Below are 18,661 nucleotides of genomic sequence, written 5' to 3'. Positions count from 1 at the left end.
ATCACGGGCCGGTGACATTCCGTCACTCCCCCGTAGAGACGCCGGAACAATTTTCGAGTCTCGACTATTACATGGGCGCTTACGGCTTGTCCAAGACAGCCCTCCGGGCCGCCCTTTCCCCCGCCAGCCTACCCGCGCAGTCCGCTGCGGGCGATGGGGAGGACTGCCCACGCCAAGCCTGTGCCTAGTCCAGCACCAGGCCCTTGCCCCGGCCGCGCGCCAGCGTGACCGGCTGGATCTCGCCGAACCCGCGGACGTTCTCCACGTCCTGGGGAATCAGCACGAACCGCTCGTCCTGGTCCAGCGCCGCCGCCGTCATCGAATCGACCAGCACCGTGCCCGGGTTGGCCAGCGTGGTCAGGCGGGCAGCCAGGTTGACGGTGGGCCCGTAAATGTCGCCCAGGCGGGAGAGGATCCGCCCCCAGACCATGGCAACGCGGGCCTCAGGCAGGATCTCATCCCGGGTGAAGGCCTCGGCCAGTGCAAGCGAGATTTCGGCACCGGCTGCCGGCGTCTCGGCGATGTAAAGGACTTCGTCGCCGACCGTCTTCACGAGCCGGCCGCCGCCCACGGAAATGATCTCCGCGCACTTGTTTTCGAACCGCTGCACCAGTTTGGCCAGGGTTTTCTCGTTCATGCGACGGGAGAGGCTTGTGTAGGAAACCAGGTCGGCGAACCCCACGGCACGTGCCAGCGGCAGCGGCGCATCGTCCTCGTCCCCTTCACGGCCTTCCTCGCTCGCCTGCAGGCCGGCTTCTGCCCGGACAGCCAGCCGCTGCACGCCGGCGTTGAGCTGGCGCCGCCAGGAGTAGACAAGCATTTCCTCGAGGGGGTCCACCAGCGCAGGCAGTTCATGGACCAGGCGTTTGCGGGCCTGGGCGTCGGTCAGCCCCTGCTCATGGACCATGTCCTCGACCAGGGCCTCGATCTGCCACACCACCATGCGGTCCGTCATCTGCCCGATGGCCCGGGTCACCGAGATGGCGGCTTCCTCGGTGAGCTTGCCGGCCCGCACCATGCCTACCGCCGTGGACAGGGCAGCCTGGTCCCGCTCTGTAAAGGCGACGTCGTCGTCTCCCCAGTTGGGAAAGCCCAGGGCACGCCACAGTTTGCGCGCCGAGAGCAGCGACAGGCCCACACCGCCGGCCACTTCGCGGCGGCGCAGCTTGCGTTCCCCGCCGAGAAGCCGTGCTTCGAGGGTTTTAGCCGCAATGCGCTCCGCGGACAGGGTGCCGGTGGCCGGATTTTCGACGACGGTGCCCGCCACCTCCCGGTCACCGCTATCCTGCGCACCGGACTCGTCAGTGCCCGCCATATCCGTGTTGGCCTCAGGGGTGCCGGCGTCCTGCGTGCCAGTCTCCTGGCCGCCGCGCTGATCCTCATCGTTCATCTCTTCCACCTTCTCTCACATCCCGCGGAAAGCGGTCGCCGGGCCCATCCGGCGCCTGACCCAATCCAAATGGTTCCTCGTCCGGCAGCTCATCAAGGGCGTCCAGCAGGAACCTGTGGAAGGTGGCAACTTCCGGCACGTCCTTCAGCATGGTGCCGAAATGGTGCCCGGCATCCAAGGATATATTCCCCGAGCGCAACATCCGTTGGAGCATCGACTGGCTGATTGTGACATTACGCACCGACACCAGGAAAACCTGCCGGTCCCGGCGCCGGAGCATGCCGTGGCGTGCCAGGACCCGGTGGCTGGTCAGGATGTACCGGGTGCTCTGCCATCGCAGGAGCCGTGGCAGGCAGTACCCCAGGAGGATCCACAGCCCGGCCAGCACGCAGCCGGCCACCGCCCAGAACGTCCATTCCCCAGTAACGGCCGGGGCCAGTGCAGAGAGTCCGCCGCGGATTATCCACGCGCTGGCAAAGGCAGCAAGGGCGGGCACCAGGATGAAAACCACCGCCGGGATGAACAGCACCCTGGGCTGCGGGCGGGTCATCACGATCACCTGCTCGCCCGGGAGGAGTTCTTTACGCATAACCGCTTTCGCCGGCCCCCTGTTTATGCGTTCCGGCCCCGTGCCGGCCTGAATCCTGGGGCGACCACGGCCGGAGGTGGACCACGTCCCCCGCCGTCACCACGTGCTCGTGGGCAGCGGCATCCACCACCAGCAGGGAGCCGGAGTCATCAAGCCGGGACGCGTGGCCGATGATTTCGTGGTCGCCGGGAAGCTGGGCGCGGACCTGCTGCCCGAGGGTGACCATCGCCGTTTCGACGCGCTTGTGCAGGGACGGGCCGCCGGCGAGGCCGGCGGTGGCATCGCCGTCGGCATTGCAGAAGCTGCGGTAGAGCGAGCAAAAACGTGAGAGGTAGCTTTTCAGGAGGGCGGTGCGGTCAACCGTCCGGGCACCCTGCAGCTGGACGGACGTGGCGGTGGGCACCGGCAGCTCGTCCTCGGTGAGCGTGACGTTCAGTCCGGTGCCCAGAATGACGGGCGGCACCGAGCCGCCAACCATCGGGCCGAGCTGGGCGAGGATGCCGGCAATTTTTCCGCCCCGCACCAGGACATCATTCGGCCACTTCAGGTCGGCAGGAATTCCCGCCGTCTCATCCAGCGCGTCGCGCAGTGCGACGGCGGCCAGGAGGGACAGCCACGAGTACGTGTCGGTGGGCAGGGGCTGGCCGTTGGCATTCACCGGCCGGAGTACCAAGGAGACCAGCACGGAACTGCGGGCGGGGGCTTCCCAGACGCGGTCCAGGCGGCCGCGGGCGGCAGTCTGGTGCTCCGCCGTCAGGACCGCCAGGTCAGGCCAGGCCGAGGGATCAACGGCCACGGCCCGCAAAAGGTCGGCGTTGGTGGACCCGGTTGTCTCCACGACTGTCAGCTCCGGGATGCCGGTGGCGGCGAGGAAGTCGGAATCGGACAGGGCGTCCCGGTCCAGCGCTTTCCTGTCCAGGGCTTTCCTGTCCAGGGCCGGCCGCTCAGGCTGGCCCTCCGTTCCGGTCAGGTTCTCCTGCTGTCCACGGCTATCATCAGGGCGTGCGGCATCCATAGTTGAATCCTAGCGACTCGCCGGGCCGCGCGGCCGGGAAAGCACGTGGCCGGAGGCCGGTTCAGAGGAAGATGTCCGGGATGAGGTCTGCTTCGGCGGCGCCCCGGCTGTAGGGACGGAAATCCGTGACGCCCGCGGCGGCCAGGACCTGCTCGTCGATGTAGAAGTTGCCGGTGTTGCCGGCACCGGTAACGGGATGGCCTGCGGACGTCCCGCTCCCTGTGAGCACGGCGTGGGCTGCGTCGGCCATGATCTCGGGCCCGCGGGCTGCCCGGACCATCGACTCGCCGCCGGCCATGTTCCGGATGGCGGCCGTGTCGATCAGCGTCCGCGGCCACAGCGAGTTGACGCAGATGCCGTCCTTCTTCAGCTCCTCCGCCAGCCCCAGCGTGGTCAGGCTCATGCCGTACTTGGCCATGGTGTACGCCAGGTGCCGGCCGGCCCACTGCGGGTCGAGGTTCAGGGGCGGCGAGAGCGTGAGGATATGCCCGCCCGAGGATTTCCGCAGCGCCGGCAGGGCCAGCTTGGAGAGCAGGAAGGTGCCGCGGACGTTAATGTCCTGCATGAGGTCGTAGCGTTTCATGTCCACGGCATCGGTCGGGGAAAGGTCGATCGCCGAGGCGTTGTTGATGACGACGTCGATTCCCCCGAAGCGCCCGACGGCGGCCTCCACGGCGCGCGCCACGTCATCGTCGTTCCTGACGTCACCGACCAGAGGCAGCGCGCTGCCGCCGGCAGCCTCCAGTTCTTCGGCGGCGCTGTAGACCGTTCCCTCGAGCCTGCCGTGCGGTTCGCCGGTTTTGGCGAGCAGCACCAGGTTGGCACCGTCCCGCGCCGCCCGCCGGGCGATCGCGAGGCCGATGCCGCGGCTGCCGCCGGACATCAGGATGGTCCTGCCCTGCAGGCTGCCGGTAGCCAGGTAGGGGGTGGCCGGAACAGGGAAAGCGTCGCTCCTCGAAGTCATATCCACACTCTAGCCGGAAGTTGTTACCCGTGAGTAACATCTAGGCTTTCGTCGGCGCCACGGACGAAAATTGTAGGAACCCTACAGCGGTCCCGGGAATTTGCGTCACTAGACTAGCCATCAGGGCCTTGGATTTGTACGGATGCTACTTAAGCCGGCAGTCATCGCCCGCGTCACGCTGCCGCAGCAGAACAGCTACAGCACAACAGCTACAGAGCCGGAGACACTTGATGAGCCACGATCTGACCACGACGGCGGGAAAGATTGCCGATTTCCGCGACCGCCAGGCCCGTGCAGAGCAGCCCTCCGGCCCCGAAGCCATCGAGAAGCAGCATGCCCGCGGCAAGAACACCGCCCGCGAGCGCATTGACCTGCTGGTGGACCCGGACTCCTTCGTCGAGTTCGACGCACTGGCCGTGCACCGCTCCACGGCCTTCGGCATGGAGAAGAAGAAGCCGCTCGGCGACGGCGTGGTGTCGGGTTACGGAACCGTGGACGGCCGGCTCGTGGCCCTCTACAGCCAGGACTTCAGCGTTTACGGCGGCTCCCTGAGCCAGGTCAACGGCGAAAAGATCGTCAAGGTCCAGGAGTTCGCGCTGCGCAACGGATGCCCCGTGGTGGGCATCAACGACGGCGGCGGCGCCCGGATCCAGGAAGGTGTGGCCTCGCTGGCCATGTTCGCGGACATCTTCCGCAACAACGTGCACGCCTCGGGCGTGGTGCCGCAGATCTCGCTCATCATGGGCCCCTGCGCCGGCGGCGCCGCCTACTCCCCCGCACTGACCGACTACGTGGTGATGGTGGACAAGACCTCCCACATGTTCATCACCGGCCCGGACGTCATCAAGACCGTCACCGGCGAGGACGTGGACATGGAGACCCTCGGCGGCGCCCGGCAGCACAATGCCACCACCGGCACCTCCACCTACCTGGCCTCCGATGAGGCAGACGCCATTGAGTTCGTCCGCGAACTGCTGGACTTCCTGCCCTCCAACAACCTGTCCGAGGCTCCGGTGCTGGAGCACCAGCAGGAGCTCGAACCCGACGAGGACGACCTCGCCCTCGACACCCTGATCCCGGACTCCGCAAACCAGCCCTATGACATGCGCAAAGTCATCGAGCAGATCGTCGATGACGGGCACTTCCTGGAGATGCAGGCGCTCTACGCGCCCAACGTGATCATCGGCTACGGCCGGGTCGAGGGCCACACCGTGGGAATCGTGGCCAACCAGCCGCTGCAGTTCGCCGGCACACTGGATATCTCCGCTTCCGAGAAAGCTGCACGCTTCGTCCGCCACTGCGACGCCTTCAACATCCCGATCATCACCCTCGTGGACGTTCCGGGGTTCCTGCCGGGCAAGGACCAGGAGTTCCAGGGCATCATCCGCCGCGGCGCCAAGCTCCTTTACGCCTACGCCGAAGCCACCGTGCCCAAGCTGACAGTGATCACCCGGAAGGCCTACGGCGGTGCATACATTGTGATGGGCTCCAAGAAGCTCGGCGCCGACCTGAACCTCGCCTGGCCCACCGCCCAGATCGGCGTGATGGGTGCCCAGGGCGCCGTCAACATCCTCTACCGGCGCGACCTCGCCGCGGTTGCGGAGGCCGGCGGCGACGTGGAGGCCAAGCGGGCCGACGTGATCCGGCAGTACGAGGAAGAGCTGCTCAACCCGTACCAGGCCGCTGAGCTGGGCTATGTTGACGCGGTCATCGCCCCCTCGGACACCAGGCTGCAGATCATCAAGGGGCTGCGGGCGCTGCGCGACAAGCGTGCGGGCCTGCCGGCCAAGAAGCACGGGAACATTCCGCTGTGAGCGCCCTGACCCCCGCGGCCGGGCCTGCCGAAAACGCCCAGCCGGCCCAGCCCCTGTTTTCCGTCACCAAGGGCGAACCGACGCCCGAGGAGCTGGCGGCGCTTACCGCCGTCGTGCTTTCCCTGGAACCGGCCGCATCAGGCGGCCGGGCGAAGCCCAGCGTGCGGCAGTGGATGCGCCGGCAGCAGCTGCGGCTCGAGCCGGCGCCCGGTCCCGGCGCCTGGAAGCGGAGCCGGGGCTAAAAATTCAGTAAGTCTTTCATAACTGGACCCGCGGGATTAGTCTCGTGGGGTGACTACTGAATCCGCCGCCCCGGCACGCCCCCGGACCGCCATCGACTCCGTCGCCGACGCCCACACCGAAACCCTCCTTGCGCTGGACCCGAGCCTGGCCACCACGCTCGGCATCCCGGGGCACGACACCGAGTTCCAGGACTTCTCCCCTGCCGGGCTTGCCAGGTTTGCCGCAGCGGAACGGAAGACCCTGGACGCCCTTGAGGGGCTGGAGCCCGCCGATGACGTTGACGCCGTCACCCTCGACGCCCTGCGCGAACGCCTCGGCCTGCAGCTGGAGATCCATGAGTCGGGCTGGAACCTCGCCGAGCTGAACAACATCGATTCCCCGGCGCAGAACATCCGCTCGATCTTCGACCTCATGCCCACGGACACCGAGGAGCACTGGGCGAACATCGCCGGCCGCACCCACAGCGTGCCCGCAGCCATCGCCGGCTACATTGAGTCCCTGCGGACGGCCAAGGACACCGGAAAAGTCTCAGCCCGGCGCCAGGTCTCGATCGTGATCGAGCAGACCACCAAATACGCCGCCGAGGACGGCTTCTTCGCCAAGCTCGCCGCCGACGCCAAAACGGCGGAGGGCCCGCTGCCGGCGGAACTGCAGGAAAAGCTCGACGCCGGTGCTGCCGCCGCCCGCGCGGCGTACGCCGGGCTGGCGGCCTACCTGCGGGAGGAGCTGCTGCCCGTCGCCCCGGAAAAGGATGCCGTGGGCCGGGAACGCTACGCCCTCGCCTCGCGGGTGTTCCTTGGCGCCGCCGTCGACCTTGAGGAAACCTACGCCTGGGGCGTGGAGGAGCTCGAGCGGATCATCGCCGCCCAGGAAGCGGTCGCGGAGCAAATCAAGGCAGGCGCCTCCATCGCGGAAGCCAAGGAGATCCTCAACGCCGATCCCGCCCGGCAGCTCAAGGGAACAGACGCCCTTAAGGCGTGGATGCAGGAGTTGTCCGACCGCGCCGTGTCCGACCTTGCCGGCGTCCACTTCGACATTCCCGACGTCATGAAGACGCTTGAGTGCAGGATCGCCCCCACCGACGAGGGCGGCATCTACTACACGGGGCCGTCAGATGACTTCAGCCGGCCCGGCCGGATGTGGTGGTCCGTGCCCGCCGGTGAGGACACGTTCACCACCTGGGCCGAAACCACCACGGTGTTCCATGAGGGCGTCCCCGGCCACCACCTGCAGGTGGCCACCGCCGTCTACCGGCGCGAACTGCTCAACAGCTGGCGGCGGAATGTCTGCTGGACCTCGGGCCATGGCGAGGGCTGGGCCCTGTACGCCGAGAAGCTGATGGAGGAACTCGGCTACCTCAAGGACCCGGGCGACCACATGGGCATGCTGGACATGCAGCGCATGCGGGCGGCACGGGTGGTCTTCGATATCGGGGTCCACCTGGAGCTCGGTGTGCCCGCACGCTGGGGAACAGGCACCTGGACGCCGGAGAAGGGCCTGGAGTTCCTCCGGGCCAACCTGGACATCAGCGAGGGCAACCTGCAGTTCGAGTTCGCGCGTTACCTCGGCTGGCCGGGTCAGGCCCCGTCCTACAAGGTGGGCCAGCGCCTCTGGGAGCAGCTCCGCGCGGAGCTCGAAGCCCGCCCCGGCTTCGACCTCAAGGCGTTCCACACCAAGGCGCTCAACATCGGCTCCGTGGGCCTCGACACGCTCAAGCGGGCAATGCTCGGCTAATCCCTCCTCCGTTGGATAGAAGTTTTTGTACAGATATCGCGGGTTGAAGGCCTCCGAAGCCGCGATATCTGGACAAAAACTCGTGGCCTTTGGCGAGATGTTTGCCACAGGCACGGCGGGAATAACTTCACAAAAGTGCGGTGTGACGCTGATTTTCCGGCCATTCGGCACTTGCGACCGCCTGGCTTTGCGTAATATTTCTCAATATCGAGTGGAAGCTGTATTTTGTGCGGCCTAGCTTGTTGGGGTGAGCAATCAAACCACTTCATCCACGGCCGGACGTCCCGGCTTCCAGCTGCCCCGGTGGGCAGGTTCCTTTGGCTTCCAAATCATTGCGGCCCTGATCGTCGGGCTGGGGCTTGGCCTGCTGGCAAAGTACACCGGCAGCACCAAGACGAACCCCAACGGGCTCGGTGCAACGCTGCAGACCATCGGCTCCAGCTACGTGTCGCTGCTGCAGACCGCCGTTGTGCCGCTCATTTTCACGGCCGTGGTGAGCTCCATTTCCAACCTGCGTGAGGTCTCCAACGCCGCCCGGCTGGCCTGGAACACACTCCTGTGGTTTGCCATCACGTCCCTGATCTCCGTACTGATCGGCATTGGCCTGGGCGTCCTGCTGCAGCCGGGCGCGAACACCGGCATCTCCGGCGACGCGGAATATGACGGCAAGCAGGGCGACTGGTGGGCGTTCCTCACCGGACTGTTCCCGAAGAACTTCCTCGGCCTCGGCGCCAGCTCCACCGTTACCGACTCCGGCGCCGTGACCACCTCCGTGAGCTTCAACGTGCTGCAGATCCTGGTGATCGCGATCGCCGTCGGAGTCGCCGCGCTTAAGGTGGGCAAGCAGGCTGAGCCGTTCCTGGCCCTCAACGCCTCGGCCCTGGCCGTCATCCAGAAGGTCCTGTGGTGGATCATCCGCATCGCACCCCTGGGCACCGTGGGCCTGATCGGCAACGCAGTGGCTGTGTACGGCTGGGACACCATCGGCTCGCTGGGCAAGTTCACGGTGGCCATCTACATCGGCCTCGCCCTGGTCCTGTTCGGCGTCTACCCGGTCCTGGTCCGCTCGCACGGCCTGTCCGTCAAGCAGTACTTCTCCGGCGCCTGGCCCGCCATCCAACTGGCCTTCGTGTCCCGCTCCTCCATCGGCACGCTGCCGCTGACCCAGCGCGTCACCGAACGCAACCTCGGCGTCGCCAAGGGCTACGCCTCGTTCGCCGTCCCGCTGGGCGCCACCACCAAGATGGACGGCTGCGCGGCCATCTACCCGGCGGTCTCAGCCATCTTCGTGGCCCAGTTCTTCGGAATCCAGCTCGATTTCAGCCAGTACCTGCTGATCGCCCTGGTTTCCGTCCTCGGATCCGCAGCCACCGCCGGCACCACCGGCGCGGTCGTCATGCTGACGCTGACCCTCTCCACGCTGGGACTGCCCCTGGCCGGCGTCGGACTCCTGCTGGCGATCGACCCCATCCTGGACATGGGCCGCACAGCCGTCAACGTGGCAGGCCAGGCACTCGTGCCCACCATCGTGGCCAGGCGCCAGGGGATCCTCGATGAATCCCTCTACAACGCACCGCGCACCGGGGATGCCTTCCGCGAGGACGAGGCACCCGCGGCCGAGCGTGAACTGGCCGGCTCCAAGGCCTGACCCACTCTCGACGGCGTGTGCCCCGGGGATTTCCCCGGGGCACACGCATTTAAGGCAGCTAACCCTTGATGAAGAACTGCCAAATACGTGCCGGGCGGCGGGCACCGAGGGTAGGGTACGGGCATGGACATCATTCTGGTTCCCGGTTTCTGGCTCGATGGTTCATCCTGGTCCGGGGTCACTCCCCCGCTGGTGGAGGCCGGCCACCAGATCCATGCACTGACGCTCCCGGGACTCGAGGCCAAGGACGCCAACCGCTCCGGCATCGGGCTCCGCGACCACATCAACGCCGTTGTGGAGGCCATCGACGGAATCGAAGGCCCCCTGGTCCTGGTGGGCCACTCCGGCGGAGGGGCCATCATCCACGGCGCCGTGGACGAACGCCCGGACCGCGTCGCCAGAGCCGTCTACGTGGACAGCGGACCGCTCGGCGAGGGCGGGGTCATCAACGATGAGCTGCCAAGCGAGGGTGACGAGATCCCCCTGCCCGCGTGGGACGTTTTCGACGACGCCGACCTCACCGATCTCGACGACGGGCTCCGGGAAACCTTCCGCGCACGTGCCATCCCGCAACCCAAGGCCGTGGCATGCGACAAGCAGCACCTTCACGACGTGCGCCGCTACGAGGTCCCCGCCACCGTCATTGCCTGCGAGTTCCCGTCCTCCCTGCTGACGGAATGGATGGACGCCGGGCACCCGTACGTAGAGGAGCTGGCCCGGATCCGCGACGTTGAACTTGTGGACCTTCCCACCGGGCACTGGCCGCAGTTCACCAGGCCAGCGGAGCTCGGGGCCGCAATCCTCGCCGCCGTCGACCGCACCAACTGACAGGTGTCACCCGCCGGCCGGGACCGCCGCCGGGAACTGGCCGTCCCTGCCTAATGGCCCCTAGAGGCCGCCGATCACGCCTTTTTCCACTGCCTTCGTGACAGCGTCCGCCTCGGCCTGGGTGAGCGTGCCGTCCTTCACCGCCTGGTCGAGCCGGCCCTTCAAGGCAGCGGCGCGGTCGGTCTGCGCCTGGGTGCGGAGTTCCTCCAGGGCGGCTTTTACCTTGGCCTCATCGATCCCCAGGAACTTGGCCAGTGAGGCTGCAAGGGCCGCCTCCCTCGCCGCCCTGTCAGGCTTGGTGCCGTCGGCGTTCCGGCCGGGCGGGCGGTTGGCGTCGCGGAACGCCCTGAGCGCATCCTCGACCCTGGCCTGGTCCACTCCCAGCTTGGCCGCGAGGGCCGCAGCGTCCCGTCCGAGGACGCCGTGCCCGCGTCCGTTTCCATGGCCATGCCCGTTCCCGTGCCGGCCGATGTCCCAGCGCGGCCCGTCAGCGGGAGGGCCGGACGGGCTGCTTGACGGTGGGGTGGGCGTGGGAGCGGGCGTTGTTGCGGCCGCCACCCCGCTGACACCGAAGCCGGCGCCCAGAGCCAGGGCAGTCACGCCCAGCCCGAGGGCAACTTTCTTTGAACGCTCCATGATCCGCTCCTCGATCGGCCGGCCTGAGCATCTTCGCCGCCGTGCCGGCTAGGACAACAGGATGCACCCTGCTCCTCAAGAACGGCTTTCGTCCGGCTGTGAAGATCCTGTGAATCACGTCACTAACGCCGCGAATGCTCCCGCTGCGATTGCGCAGAGTGCAAACTTGCACGTAGTGTAATTGCGTGCCAACTCCCACTTCGCCGTCCTCTCCTTCGCGGGAGTCCCCCTCTGCTGAGACGGGCGGCCCGGCTTCCCGCCGTGAGCTGAACAAAGCCGCCACCAGGCAGGCGATCACCGATTCAACGCTTGCCCTGCTCCGGCAGAACGGCCCTGGCAATTTCACGGTCGAGGACATTGCAGAAGCAGCGGGCATCTCACGCCGGACCTTCTTCAACTACTTCGGCAGCACAGAGGCCGCCATCGCCTCCGTGACCAACGGTTTCCTGGACAGCGCCCTCGAGCAGTTCCGCCGGCGGCCCGCGGACGAGCCCATCCTCGAGTCGGCCCGCGCGGCCCTGGCGGAACTCGCGGACCCCATGACGGTGGCTCCGCTGGCCGAGCTGTTCGGCCTGACGCAGGGCAACCCGCTCATGGCGCGCTCCGAGCTGGAGGCCTGGGACCACTGCACCGAGCAGATTGTGGCAGCGGCCCGCGAGCGCTCCGGCACCGGCGACGGGACAGAACAGGACGAGCTTTACGTCCGGGCCCTCGCGGGCTCGGTGGTTTCCTGCGGCAAGGCAGCCATGGACGTGTGGTTCCACCGCTGCGGCCCCGACATGTCCCCCGAGTCGCTGTCCGTGCTCCGCCAACTGCTCATCGATTCGATGGCCCTGCTCGGATCCGGCTTCGCCGGCCCCGTACCGCCGCCGAAAGAAACTCCCGCCAAACCTTCCACCCGCAACGCAGAACGGTCCTGACATGGCACTTCTCCTGTACCGCCTTGGCAAGTTTTCCTATCGCCACCGCTGGCTCGTCGTCTCGCTCTGGCTGGCGGTTTTGCTGGCCGTCGGCGGCGCAGCCGCAGCTTTCCACGGCACGCTGTCCAACAACTTCCAGATTCCCGGCACCGAAACCCAGCAGATGGCCGACAAGCTCCAAAAGGACCTGCCGGCATCCTCCGGCGGCTCCGCCGGGGTTGTCTTCCAGGCAAATGACGCCCGGTTCAGCGAGGCGGGCAAGGAAGCGGTGGCCGCCGCCCTGAACAAGCTGGAGAACCTCCCGGACGTCCGCGGAACCGTCGATCCGTTCGCCACCCAGGCCCAGCTGGACAAGGCCGCCCAGGATCTCGCCGACGGCGAAGCCAAGGCAGTGGCCGGCAAGGCGCAACTGGAAAAATCCGCGGCCGAGCTGGCCGCCGGCAAGGAACAGCTGGCCGCTGCCGAGACGCAGATGACGGCGGCCGGGCTGCCGGCGCCGGTCATCGAGGCACAGCTGGGACAGCAAAAGGCCGCCCTTGCTGCCGGGCAGGAAAAGCTCGACGCCGGCACCAGGGAACTGGAGGCGGGTGAGGCAAAGCTGGCACTCGCCAAGCGCCAGATCGCGGCGTCGCAGGGAATGCGTTTCGTCTCGGAGGACGGCAAGGCGGCCATTGCGCAGGTCCAGTTCAAGACCTCCATCAACGGGCTGGACCCCGAGGTGCGCCAGGAAGTCCAGGACATCGTGCAGGAAGTCTCGTCGGCCGGGGTTACCGCGCTGCCGAGCAAGGAAATCAGCGAGGACGTCTCGGAGATCTTCGGCGCGGCCGAGGTCATCGGCATCGCGGTTGCGGCACTGGTGCTGATCGTCATGCTCGGCACCCTGGTCGCCGCCGGCCTGCCGCTGCTGATGGCAATTATCGGCGTGGCGGTGGGCGTCGGCGCCACCATGGCGCTGAGCAGCCTCGTCGACATGAGTTCCATCTCACCGATGCTCGCACTCATGCTGGGTCTCGCCGTCGGCATTGACTACTCGCTGTTCATCGTCAACCGCCACCGCGGCCAGCTGCTGGCGGGCATGGACGCCGAGGAGTCGGTGGCCCGGGCCACCGGAACCTCCGGCAATGCCGTGCTCTTTGCCGGCCTGACGGTCATCATCGCCCTCGCCGCGCTGGTGGTCCCGGGGCTGCCGTTCCTCGGCGTCATGGGCGTCTCCGCAGCCGGGACCGTTGCAGTGGCCGTCCTCGTGGCACTGACGCTGACACCGGCCATCCTTTCCCTGGTGGGAACCAGGCTGATCTCCAGGCGCGCCTGGGTCCGGGCCGAGAAGCACAATGCCGACCCCAACAGTGAGGCGGAGGACCGTGCGAAGGACGAACACCGCAGCAGCCACGGCTGGGGCGGGCTCGTAACGCGGCATCCGGTGCTGGCCATGCTGGCCGGTGTCCTGGTGCTGGGAATCGTGGCCCTGCCGGCAGCCCAGCTGCGGCTGGCACTGCCCGACGGCGCCTCCGAGCCCGCCGATTCCCAGGCTTTCCAGGCCTATGACGCCACCAGGCGCAGCTTCGGCGAAGGAATGACCGGGCCGATCATCGTGGTGGGCGATTTCCCGGCCGGCCTGAGTGAAGCGGAGGCAACGGCCAAGCAGCTGGACGTCGCGGACATCCTGCGCAGGACGGAAAACGTCACGGCGGCCATCCCGGTGGCGCTGAGTGAGGACCGCGGGACGGCGGTGTTCCAGGTCATCCCCAAGGAGGGGCCGGCGAGCGCCAGCACCGTGGATGTGGTTTCCGACATCCGTGCCGAGAGGTCCGAAATCGAAGACGCTACCGGCGTCAGCATTGGCCTCACCGGCCAGACCGCAGGCAACGTCGATGTCTCCACCAAGCTCGGCGACGCCCTGCCGTCCTATCTGGCCATCGTGGTGGGGCTCTCGCTGGTCCTGCTGCTTCTGGTGTTCCGCTCCATCGTGGTGCCGCTTCTGGCAACCGGCGGCTTCCTGCTGTCGCTTGCGGCCGCCTTCGGCGCCGTGGTGGCGGTCTACCAGTGGGGCTGGCTGGGTGCGGTGTTCGGCGTCGACAATCCCGGTGCCGTGCTGAGCTTCCTGCCCATCATCCTGATCGGCGTGCTGTTCGGGCTGGCCATGGACTACCAGGTGTTCATCGCCTCGGGCATGCGTGAGTCCTTCATGCACGGCGAGTCCGCCAAGCACGCCGTCCGGTCCGGTTTCAGCCACGCTTCCGCGGTAGTCACCGCCGCAGCCATCATCATGGTCAGTGTGTTCGCGGGCTTCATCTTCTCGCACCTGAACATGGTCCGGCCGCTCGGCTTCGCGATGGCCTTCGGCGTGCTGGTCGACGCGTTCGTGGTGCGCATGACGATCGTCCCGGCCGTCATGTACCTCCTCGGCGACAAGGCCTGGTGGCTGCCGCGCTGGCTGGACCGCATCCTGCCGGATGTGGATGTGGAAGGCGCGAAGCTCGGCAAGCGTGCACCGGTGGCCAGCGCTCCCGATCCCGAGCCCGACGCCGAGCCGGCGGAAGCCGGGGCCCGCTAGCTGCCATGAACTAGGCTGGAGCCGTGACCCGCCTCATTCTTGCTTCCCAGTCCCCCGCCCGCACCAAGCTGCTCACAGAGGCCGGCATCGAACACCAGGTCCTTGTGTCCGACGTCGACGAGGACGCTGTCCAGGAACGCTACGGCGTCACCGATCCGCACGACACCGCCCTCCTTTTGGCCCGCGCCAAGGCCGAGGCCGTCGCGTCCCTCCCGGAAGCCGAGGGGGCACTGGTGCTGGGCTGCGACTCGGTGTTCGAGTTCGACGGCGAGTCGCACGGCAAGCCGTACACCGTGGACGTGGCCCGGCAGCGGATGCTGCGGATGAGCGGCAGCAGCGGGGTCCTGCACACCGGCCACTGGCTGGTGGACTGCCGCGACACGGACGACGACGGCGGCTCGGGCGCGACGCTGGGCAGCGTCGCGTCCGCGGAGGTGCACTTCATGGACATGGAGCTCGCCGAGATCGACGCCTACATCGCCACCGGCGAACCGCTGCACTGTGCGGGGTCCTTCACCATCGACGGCCTGGGCGGAGCCTTCATCAGGAAGGTCGACGGCGACCCGCACGCCGTTGTCGGTTTGTCGGTGTCCACGCTCCGGTCCCTGCTGGCCCAGGCGAACGTGAGCATCACCGAGTTCTGGCAGGACCTGCCCGACGCGGCAAATCCCGGGGAGTTGTAGCTTCCCTACAAAGGCCGGGCCTCTTACACGCGGATTCCGCCAGCAATATCAGCGGAATCCTCAAATTCAGGCTAGGCTCCCTGAAGGAAAGAAGGAGACGCCTTGTCAGTAAAGCCGGAGCAGTCCGCAGGTCCAGTGCAGTCAAAAATCACCAAGGTTCTGATCGCGAACCGCGGTGAAATCGCCGTCCGCGTCATCCGCGCAGCCCGGGACGAGGGCATCGCCTCCGTCGCCGTCTACGCCGAACCCGACCGGGACGCCCTCCACGTCCGGCTCGCCGACGAAGCGTACGCCCTGGGCGGCAACACTGCAGCCGAGTCCTACCTCGTCATGGACAAGCTGATCGAGGTGGCCCGCCAGTCCGGCGCCGACGCCATCCACCCCGGCTACGGTTTCCTGTCCGAGAACGCCCAGTTCGCGGCCAAGGTCATCGACGCCGGCATCACCTGGATCGGTCCCTCGCCGGAATCCATCTCCGCCCTGGGCGACAAGGTCCAGGCCCGGCACATCGCCGAGAAGGTGGGCGCCCCGCAGGTGCCCGGCACCGCCGACCCCGTCGGGTCCGCCGAGGAAATCCTGGAGTTCGCGGACAAGTTCGGCCTGCCCGTGGCCATCAAGGCCGCGTTCGGCGGCGGCGGCCGCGGCATCAAGGTGGCCCGCACCCGCGAGGAAATCCCCGAGCTTTTCGACTCCGCCGTCCGCGAAGCCACCGCAGCCTTCGGCCGGGGTGAATGCTTCATCGAACGGTTCCTCGATGCGCCCCGCCACGTCGAGACGCAGTGCCTCGCCGACGCGCACGGCAACGTCGTGGTCATTTCAACCCGCGACTGCTCGCTCCAGCGCCGCAACCAGAAGCTCGTGGAGGAAGCCCCGGCCCCGTTCCTGACGGCGGAGCAGAACGAACGCCTGTACGAGTCCTCCAAGGCCATCCTGAAGGAAGCCGGCTACCTCGGCGCCGGCACGTGCGAGTTCCTTGTCGGCCAGGACGGCACCATCTCCTTCCTCGAGGTCAACACCCGCCTGCAGGTGGAGCACTGCGTGTCCGAGGAAGTCACCGGCATCGACCTGGTCCGCGAACAGTTCCGGCTGGCCCGCGGCGAAGAACTGGGCTACGGCGACCCCGAGGTCCGCGGGCACTCCTTCGAGTTCCGCATCACCGGCGAGGATCCGGGCCGCAACTTCATGCCCGCCCCCGGCACCGTGAGCACGCTGAAGAACCCCACCGGCCCCGGCGTCCGCATCGACTCCGGCATCGAACAGGGCGACGTCATCAGCGGCAACTTCGACTCCATGCTGTCCAAGCTGATCGTGACCGGAGCGAACCGCCCGCAGGCCCTGCAGCGCGCCCGCCGCGCCCTCGAGGAAATGGTCGTGGAAGGCATTCCCACCGTCATCCCGTTCGACCTGGCAGTGGTTTCCCACCCGGCCTTCGCGCCGGCAGAGGGCCCGTTCAGCGTCCACACCCGCTGGATCGAAACCGAGTTCGTCAACGACCTCCCCGCCTGGACGCCTGACGGCGCTGCCCCTGAGGGCGAGGAACCCGGCGAGCGGCGCACCGTGGTGGTGGAAGTCGGCGGCAAGCGCCTCGAAGTGGCCCTGCCGGCCAGCCTGGGCTTCACCGGGAACGCGGCTGCCGGCGCGAAGCCTGCCAAGTCCAAAAAGCGCGGCCGCAGCGGCGGCGCCACCGCCGCTGCCGGCGGCAACGCCCTGACCTCCCCCATGCAGGGAACCATCGTCAAGGTGGCCGTCGCCGACGGCGACGTCGTCGCCGAAGGTGATCTCGTCGTCGTGCTTGAGGCGATGAAGATGGAGCAGCCGCTCACCGCACACCGTGCCGGCACCATCACCGGCCTGACGGCCGCGGCGGGCCAGACGGTCTCGGCCGGCGCCGTGATCGCGACGATCGAAGACTAAGTTCCAACAAACGGAAATGCCCGGTGTGAACCACACCGGGCATTTCCGTTTAAGCAAGCGGGCAGGAATCAGGCCACGTTGTTCTCGTAGTCCGTGTCCTTGGTTTCGCGCGTGATCCACAACGCGATGAAGGTCAGCACGGCTGCGACGGCCATGTAAACGCCGACGAGCCAGGTGCTGCCGCCGGCCGCCTGCCACAGCGCAATCGCGATGAACGACGCCGGGGCGGCACCGATGACGCTGGAGAGGTTGTAGGCCACAGCCGAGCCGGTGTACCGCACATTGGACGGGAACAGCTCGGGCAGGATCGCCGCCATCGGCCCGAACGTAAGCCCCATCAGCGTGAAGCCGACGATGAGGCCGACGATGGCCGCACCCGGGCCGGGGCCGAACATGGTGAACCACAGTGCGCCGAACACGAAGATGCCGGCGGTGACGCCCATGAGGAACTTGCGGCGGCCCCATTTCTCGGCCAGCGGGCCGGAGACGAGGGTGAAGATGCCAAAGAAGACGACGCCGAGGATCAGCATCCAGAGGAAGTCACCGCGGGGCACGCCGAGGCCGGGCACGAAGTTGGCCACCTCGGCGGCGGACATCGGCTTGCCGGCCTTCTCGGCGGCGGCCTGCGCGGCCTCGACGGAGGCCGGCTTGGTGCCGTACGTCAGGGTGAAGGAGGTCATGATGTAGAACAGCACGTACGTGGCCAGCATGATGAAAGTGCCGGCCAGCACCGGGCGCCAGTGGCTCTTGATTGTGGCGGCGAACGGAACCTTGGCCACCTTGTCTTCCTTCAGGACCTTCTGGAAGGAGACACTCTCCACGAGCTTTAGCCGGACGTACAGGCCCACGATAACCAGGACGGCGCTGAGCAGGAACGGAACGCGCCAGCCCCAGGCGGTGAACTCCTCGGGGCTAAGGGCGGCGTTGAACCAGATGAAGAGCAGGTTGGCCAGGATGAAGCCAATGGGGGCGCCGAGCTGCGGGAAGGTTCCGTAGACGGCACGCTTGCCCTGGGGTGCGTTCTCGGTGGCCAGGAGCGCTGCGCCGGACCATTCCCCGCCCAGCGCCAGGCCCTGGGCGAAGCGCAGCAGCACCAGCAGCAGCGGTGCAAGCACGGCCCAGCCGGCCACCGAGGCCGTGGGCAGCAGTCCGATGAAGAACGTGGCGAGACCCATGGTGAGCAGGGACGCCACCAGGGTGCCCTTGCGGCCGAACTTGTCGCCGAAGTGCCCGAACAGGACCGAGCCGATGGGCCGGGCGATGAAGGCGACGCCGAAGATGGCGAACGAGCTCAGCAGGGCGTTGATCTCGGTGGCTTGCGGGAAGAACAGCTTCGGGAAAACCAGCACCGACGCCGTTGCGTAGATGTAGAAGTCATAGAACTCGATCGTCGTTCCGATGAGGCTGGCAAAGATCACTTTGCCCTTGGAGTTCACCGGTTTGGCGGTGCCATGTTCCGTTGACGTTGCAGGCGATGACATGTGGGGACGCTTTCATGAGAACCAGGGGACTCCGCGCGGAGACCCCTCCAAACATAGGAATAAAACAGAGTTCTATCTTAGTTCCCGCTGTCCACCTAACGGACAAGCGGTCCAGCATACGGACTTTCCTGGTTGTCTCACCATGAGGTCGTCCAGCAAGCCTAACGCCGCCCGCCAGCTGGCTGATAGGCAAATGTCACAGCACGTTAACAAAGGGCGACCGTCTGCGAAACGCGCCATCCCTACCT

The 18,661-nt window shown here is 67.1% G+C and carries 15 protein-coding genes; 9 read left to right on the top strand and 6 right to left on the bottom strand.

The window, feature by feature from the left end; genetic code table 11:
• Nucleotides 1-184 precede the first annotated feature (184 nt).
• The 4 genes from ACFUTU_RS05485 to ACFUTU_RS05470 all read right to left on the bottom strand — a co-directional run bounded on the left by ACFUTU_RS05485 (nt 185) and on the right by ACFUTU_RS05470 (nt 3,958).
• The gene (locus tag ACFUTU_RS05485) at nt 185-1,390 is read right to left on the bottom strand and encodes an adenylate/guanylate cyclase domain-containing protein (RefSeq protein WP_377961637.1); all 1,206 of its coding nucleotides are present in this window, start codon (nt 1,388-1,390) and stop codon (nt 185-187) included.
• A complete protein-coding gene (locus ACFUTU_RS05480; RefSeq protein ID WP_377961634.1) occupies nt 1,380-1,979 on the bottom strand; it encodes a PH domain-containing protein in 600 nt (199 codons plus the stop codon). The genes ACFUTU_RS05485 and ACFUTU_RS05480 overlap by 11 nt, the downstream gene beginning before the upstream one ends.
• On the bottom strand, nt 1,972-2,994 hold the full coding sequence (locus ACFUTU_RS05475) for a biotin--[acetyl-CoA-carboxylase] ligase (protein ID WP_377961631.1): 1,023 nt from the start codon (nt 2,992-2,994) through the stop codon (nt 1,972-1,974). The genes ACFUTU_RS05480 and ACFUTU_RS05475 overlap by 8 nt, the downstream gene beginning before the upstream one ends.
• Nucleotides 2,995-3,055: 61 nt before the next feature.
• Entirely contained in the window at nt 3,056-3,958 is a 903-nt protein-coding gene (locus ACFUTU_RS05470) for an SDR family oxidoreductase (protein ID WP_377961628.1), read from the bottom strand.
• A 230-nt stretch (nt 3,959-4,188) separates the two neighbouring features.
• Between ACFUTU_RS05470 and ACFUTU_RS05465 the strand changes: the two genes are divergently transcribed.
• From ACFUTU_RS05465 to ACFUTU_RS05445, 5 genes are all read left to right on the top strand, one after another.
• Nucleotides 4,189-5,772 (top strand): acyl-CoA carboxylase subunit beta, encoded by a 1,584-nt coding sequence (locus ACFUTU_RS05465; RefSeq protein WP_377961626.1) that lies wholly within the window; start codon nt 4,189-4,191, stop codon nt 5,770-5,772.
• Nucleotides 5,769-6,014, top strand: coding sequence for an acyl-CoA carboxylase subunit epsilon (locus tag ACFUTU_RS05460; RefSeq protein ID WP_377961623.1), 246 nt, complete (start codon nt 5,769-5,771; stop codon nt 6,012-6,014). Before ACFUTU_RS05465 ends, ACFUTU_RS05460 begins: the two co-directional genes overlap by 4 nt.
• A gap of 49 nt (nt 6,015-6,063) precedes the next feature.
• Nucleotides 6,064-7,749 (top strand): DUF885 domain-containing protein, encoded by a 1,686-nt coding sequence (locus ACFUTU_RS05455; protein ID WP_377961620.1) that lies wholly within the window; start codon nt 6,064-6,066, stop codon nt 7,747-7,749.
• A 247-nt stretch (nt 7,750-7,996) separates the two neighbouring features.
• Nucleotides 7,997-9,397 carry a dicarboxylate/amino acid:cation symporter gene (locus ACFUTU_RS05450; RefSeq protein ID WP_377961618.1) on the top strand — a complete coding sequence of 467 codons (1,401 nt, stop codon included), beginning with the start codon at nt 7,997-7,999 and terminating at the stop codon, nt 9,395-9,397.
• 123 nt (nt 9,398-9,520) lie between these two features.
• On the top strand, nt 9,521-10,225 hold the full coding sequence (locus ACFUTU_RS05445; protein ID WP_377961615.1) for an alpha/beta fold hydrolase: 705 nt from the start codon (nt 9,521-9,523) through the stop codon (nt 10,223-10,225).
• Between the two features lie 60 nt (nt 10,226-10,285).
• Here the strand turns inward: ACFUTU_RS05445 and ACFUTU_RS05440 are convergent, their stop codons facing one another.
• Nucleotides 10,286-10,861: a hypothetical protein gene (locus ACFUTU_RS05440; RefSeq protein ID WP_377961612.1), complete on the bottom strand. Its 576-nt coding sequence runs from the start codon at nt 10,859-10,861 to the stop codon at nt 10,286-10,288.
• A gap of 185 nt (nt 10,862-11,046) precedes the next feature.
• Between ACFUTU_RS05440 and ACFUTU_RS05435 the strand changes: the two genes are divergently transcribed.
• The 4 genes from ACFUTU_RS05435 to ACFUTU_RS05420 all read left to right on the top strand — a co-directional run bounded on the left by ACFUTU_RS05435 (nt 11,047) and on the right by ACFUTU_RS05420 (nt 16,932).
• Nucleotides 11,047-11,781, top strand: a complete 735-nt coding sequence (locus ACFUTU_RS05435) for a TetR/AcrR family transcriptional regulator (protein ID WP_377961609.1) — start codon at nt 11,047-11,049, stop codon at nt 11,779-11,781.
• A 1-nt stretch (nt 11,782) separates the two neighbouring features.
• On the top strand, nt 11,783-14,335 hold the full coding sequence (locus tag ACFUTU_RS05430) for an MMPL family transporter (protein WP_377961606.1): 2,553 nt from the start codon (nt 11,783-11,785) through the stop codon (nt 14,333-14,335).
• 23 nt (nt 14,336-14,358) lie between these two features.
• Nucleotides 14,359-15,018, top strand: a complete 660-nt coding sequence (locus ACFUTU_RS05425) for a Maf family protein (RefSeq protein WP_377961603.1) — start codon at nt 14,359-14,361, stop codon at nt 15,016-15,018.
• A 102-nt stretch (nt 15,019-15,120) separates the two neighbouring features.
• Nucleotides 15,121-16,932, top strand: a complete 1,812-nt coding sequence (locus ACFUTU_RS05420; protein WP_377961600.1) for an acetyl/propionyl/methylcrotonyl-CoA carboxylase subunit alpha — start codon at nt 15,121-15,123, stop codon at nt 16,930-16,932.
• A gap of 68 nt (nt 16,933-17,000) precedes the next feature.
• On the opposite strand, the gene ACFUTU_RS05415 is transcribed toward ACFUTU_RS05420, so the two are convergent.
• Nucleotides 17,001-18,413, bottom strand: coding sequence for an MFS transporter (locus ACFUTU_RS05415; RefSeq protein WP_377961597.1), 1,413 nt, complete (start codon nt 18,411-18,413; stop codon nt 17,001-17,003).
• Between the last annotated feature and the right edge of the window lie 248 nt (nt 18,414-18,661).

It is taken from the genome of Arthrobacter sp. NPDC057388 (assembly GCF_042668165.1).
In the GTDB taxonomy this organism is placed as follows: domain Bacteria; phylum Actinomycetota; class Actinomycetes; order Actinomycetales; family Micrococcaceae; genus Arthrobacter.
This window is presented reverse-complemented; position numbering and strand designations above follow the sequence as displayed.

Excerpts from the sequence above, each read along its gene's own strand:
- ACFUTU_RS05470 (WP_377961628.1), bottom strand. The coding sequence starts at position 3,958 with ATGACTTCGAGGAGCGACGCTTTCCCTGTTCCGGCCACCCCCTACCTG.
- ACFUTU_RS05440 (WP_377961612.1), bottom strand. The coding sequence starts at position 10,861 with ATGGAGCGTTCAAAGAAAGTTGCCCTCGGGCTGGGCGTGACTGCCCTG.
- ACFUTU_RS05475 (WP_377961631.1), bottom strand. The coding sequence starts at position 2,994 with ATGGATGCCGCACGCCCTGATGATAGCCGTGGACAGCAGGAGAACCTG.
- ACFUTU_RS05430 (WP_377961606.1), top strand. The coding sequence starts at position 11,783 with ATGGCACTTCTCCTGTACCGCCTTGGCAAGTTTTCCTATCGCCACCGC.
- ACFUTU_RS05480 (WP_377961634.1), bottom strand. The coding sequence starts at position 1,979 with ATGCGTAAAGAACTCCTCCCGGGCGAGCAGGTGATCGTGATGACCCGC.
- ACFUTU_RS05465 (WP_377961626.1), top strand. The coding sequence starts at position 4,189 with ATGAGCCACGATCTGACCACGACGGCGGGAAAGATTGCCGATTTCCGC.
- ACFUTU_RS05445 (WP_377961615.1), top strand. The coding sequence starts at position 9,521 with ATGGACATCATTCTGGTTCCCGGTTTCTGGCTCGATGGTTCATCCTGG.
- ACFUTU_RS05485 (WP_377961637.1), bottom strand. The coding sequence starts at position 1,390 with ATGAACGATGAGGATCAGCGCGGCGGCCAGGAGACTGGCACGCAGGAC.
- ACFUTU_RS05415 (WP_377961597.1), bottom strand. The coding sequence starts at position 18,413 with ATGTCATCGCCTGCAACGTCAACGGAACATGGCACCGCCAAACCGGTG.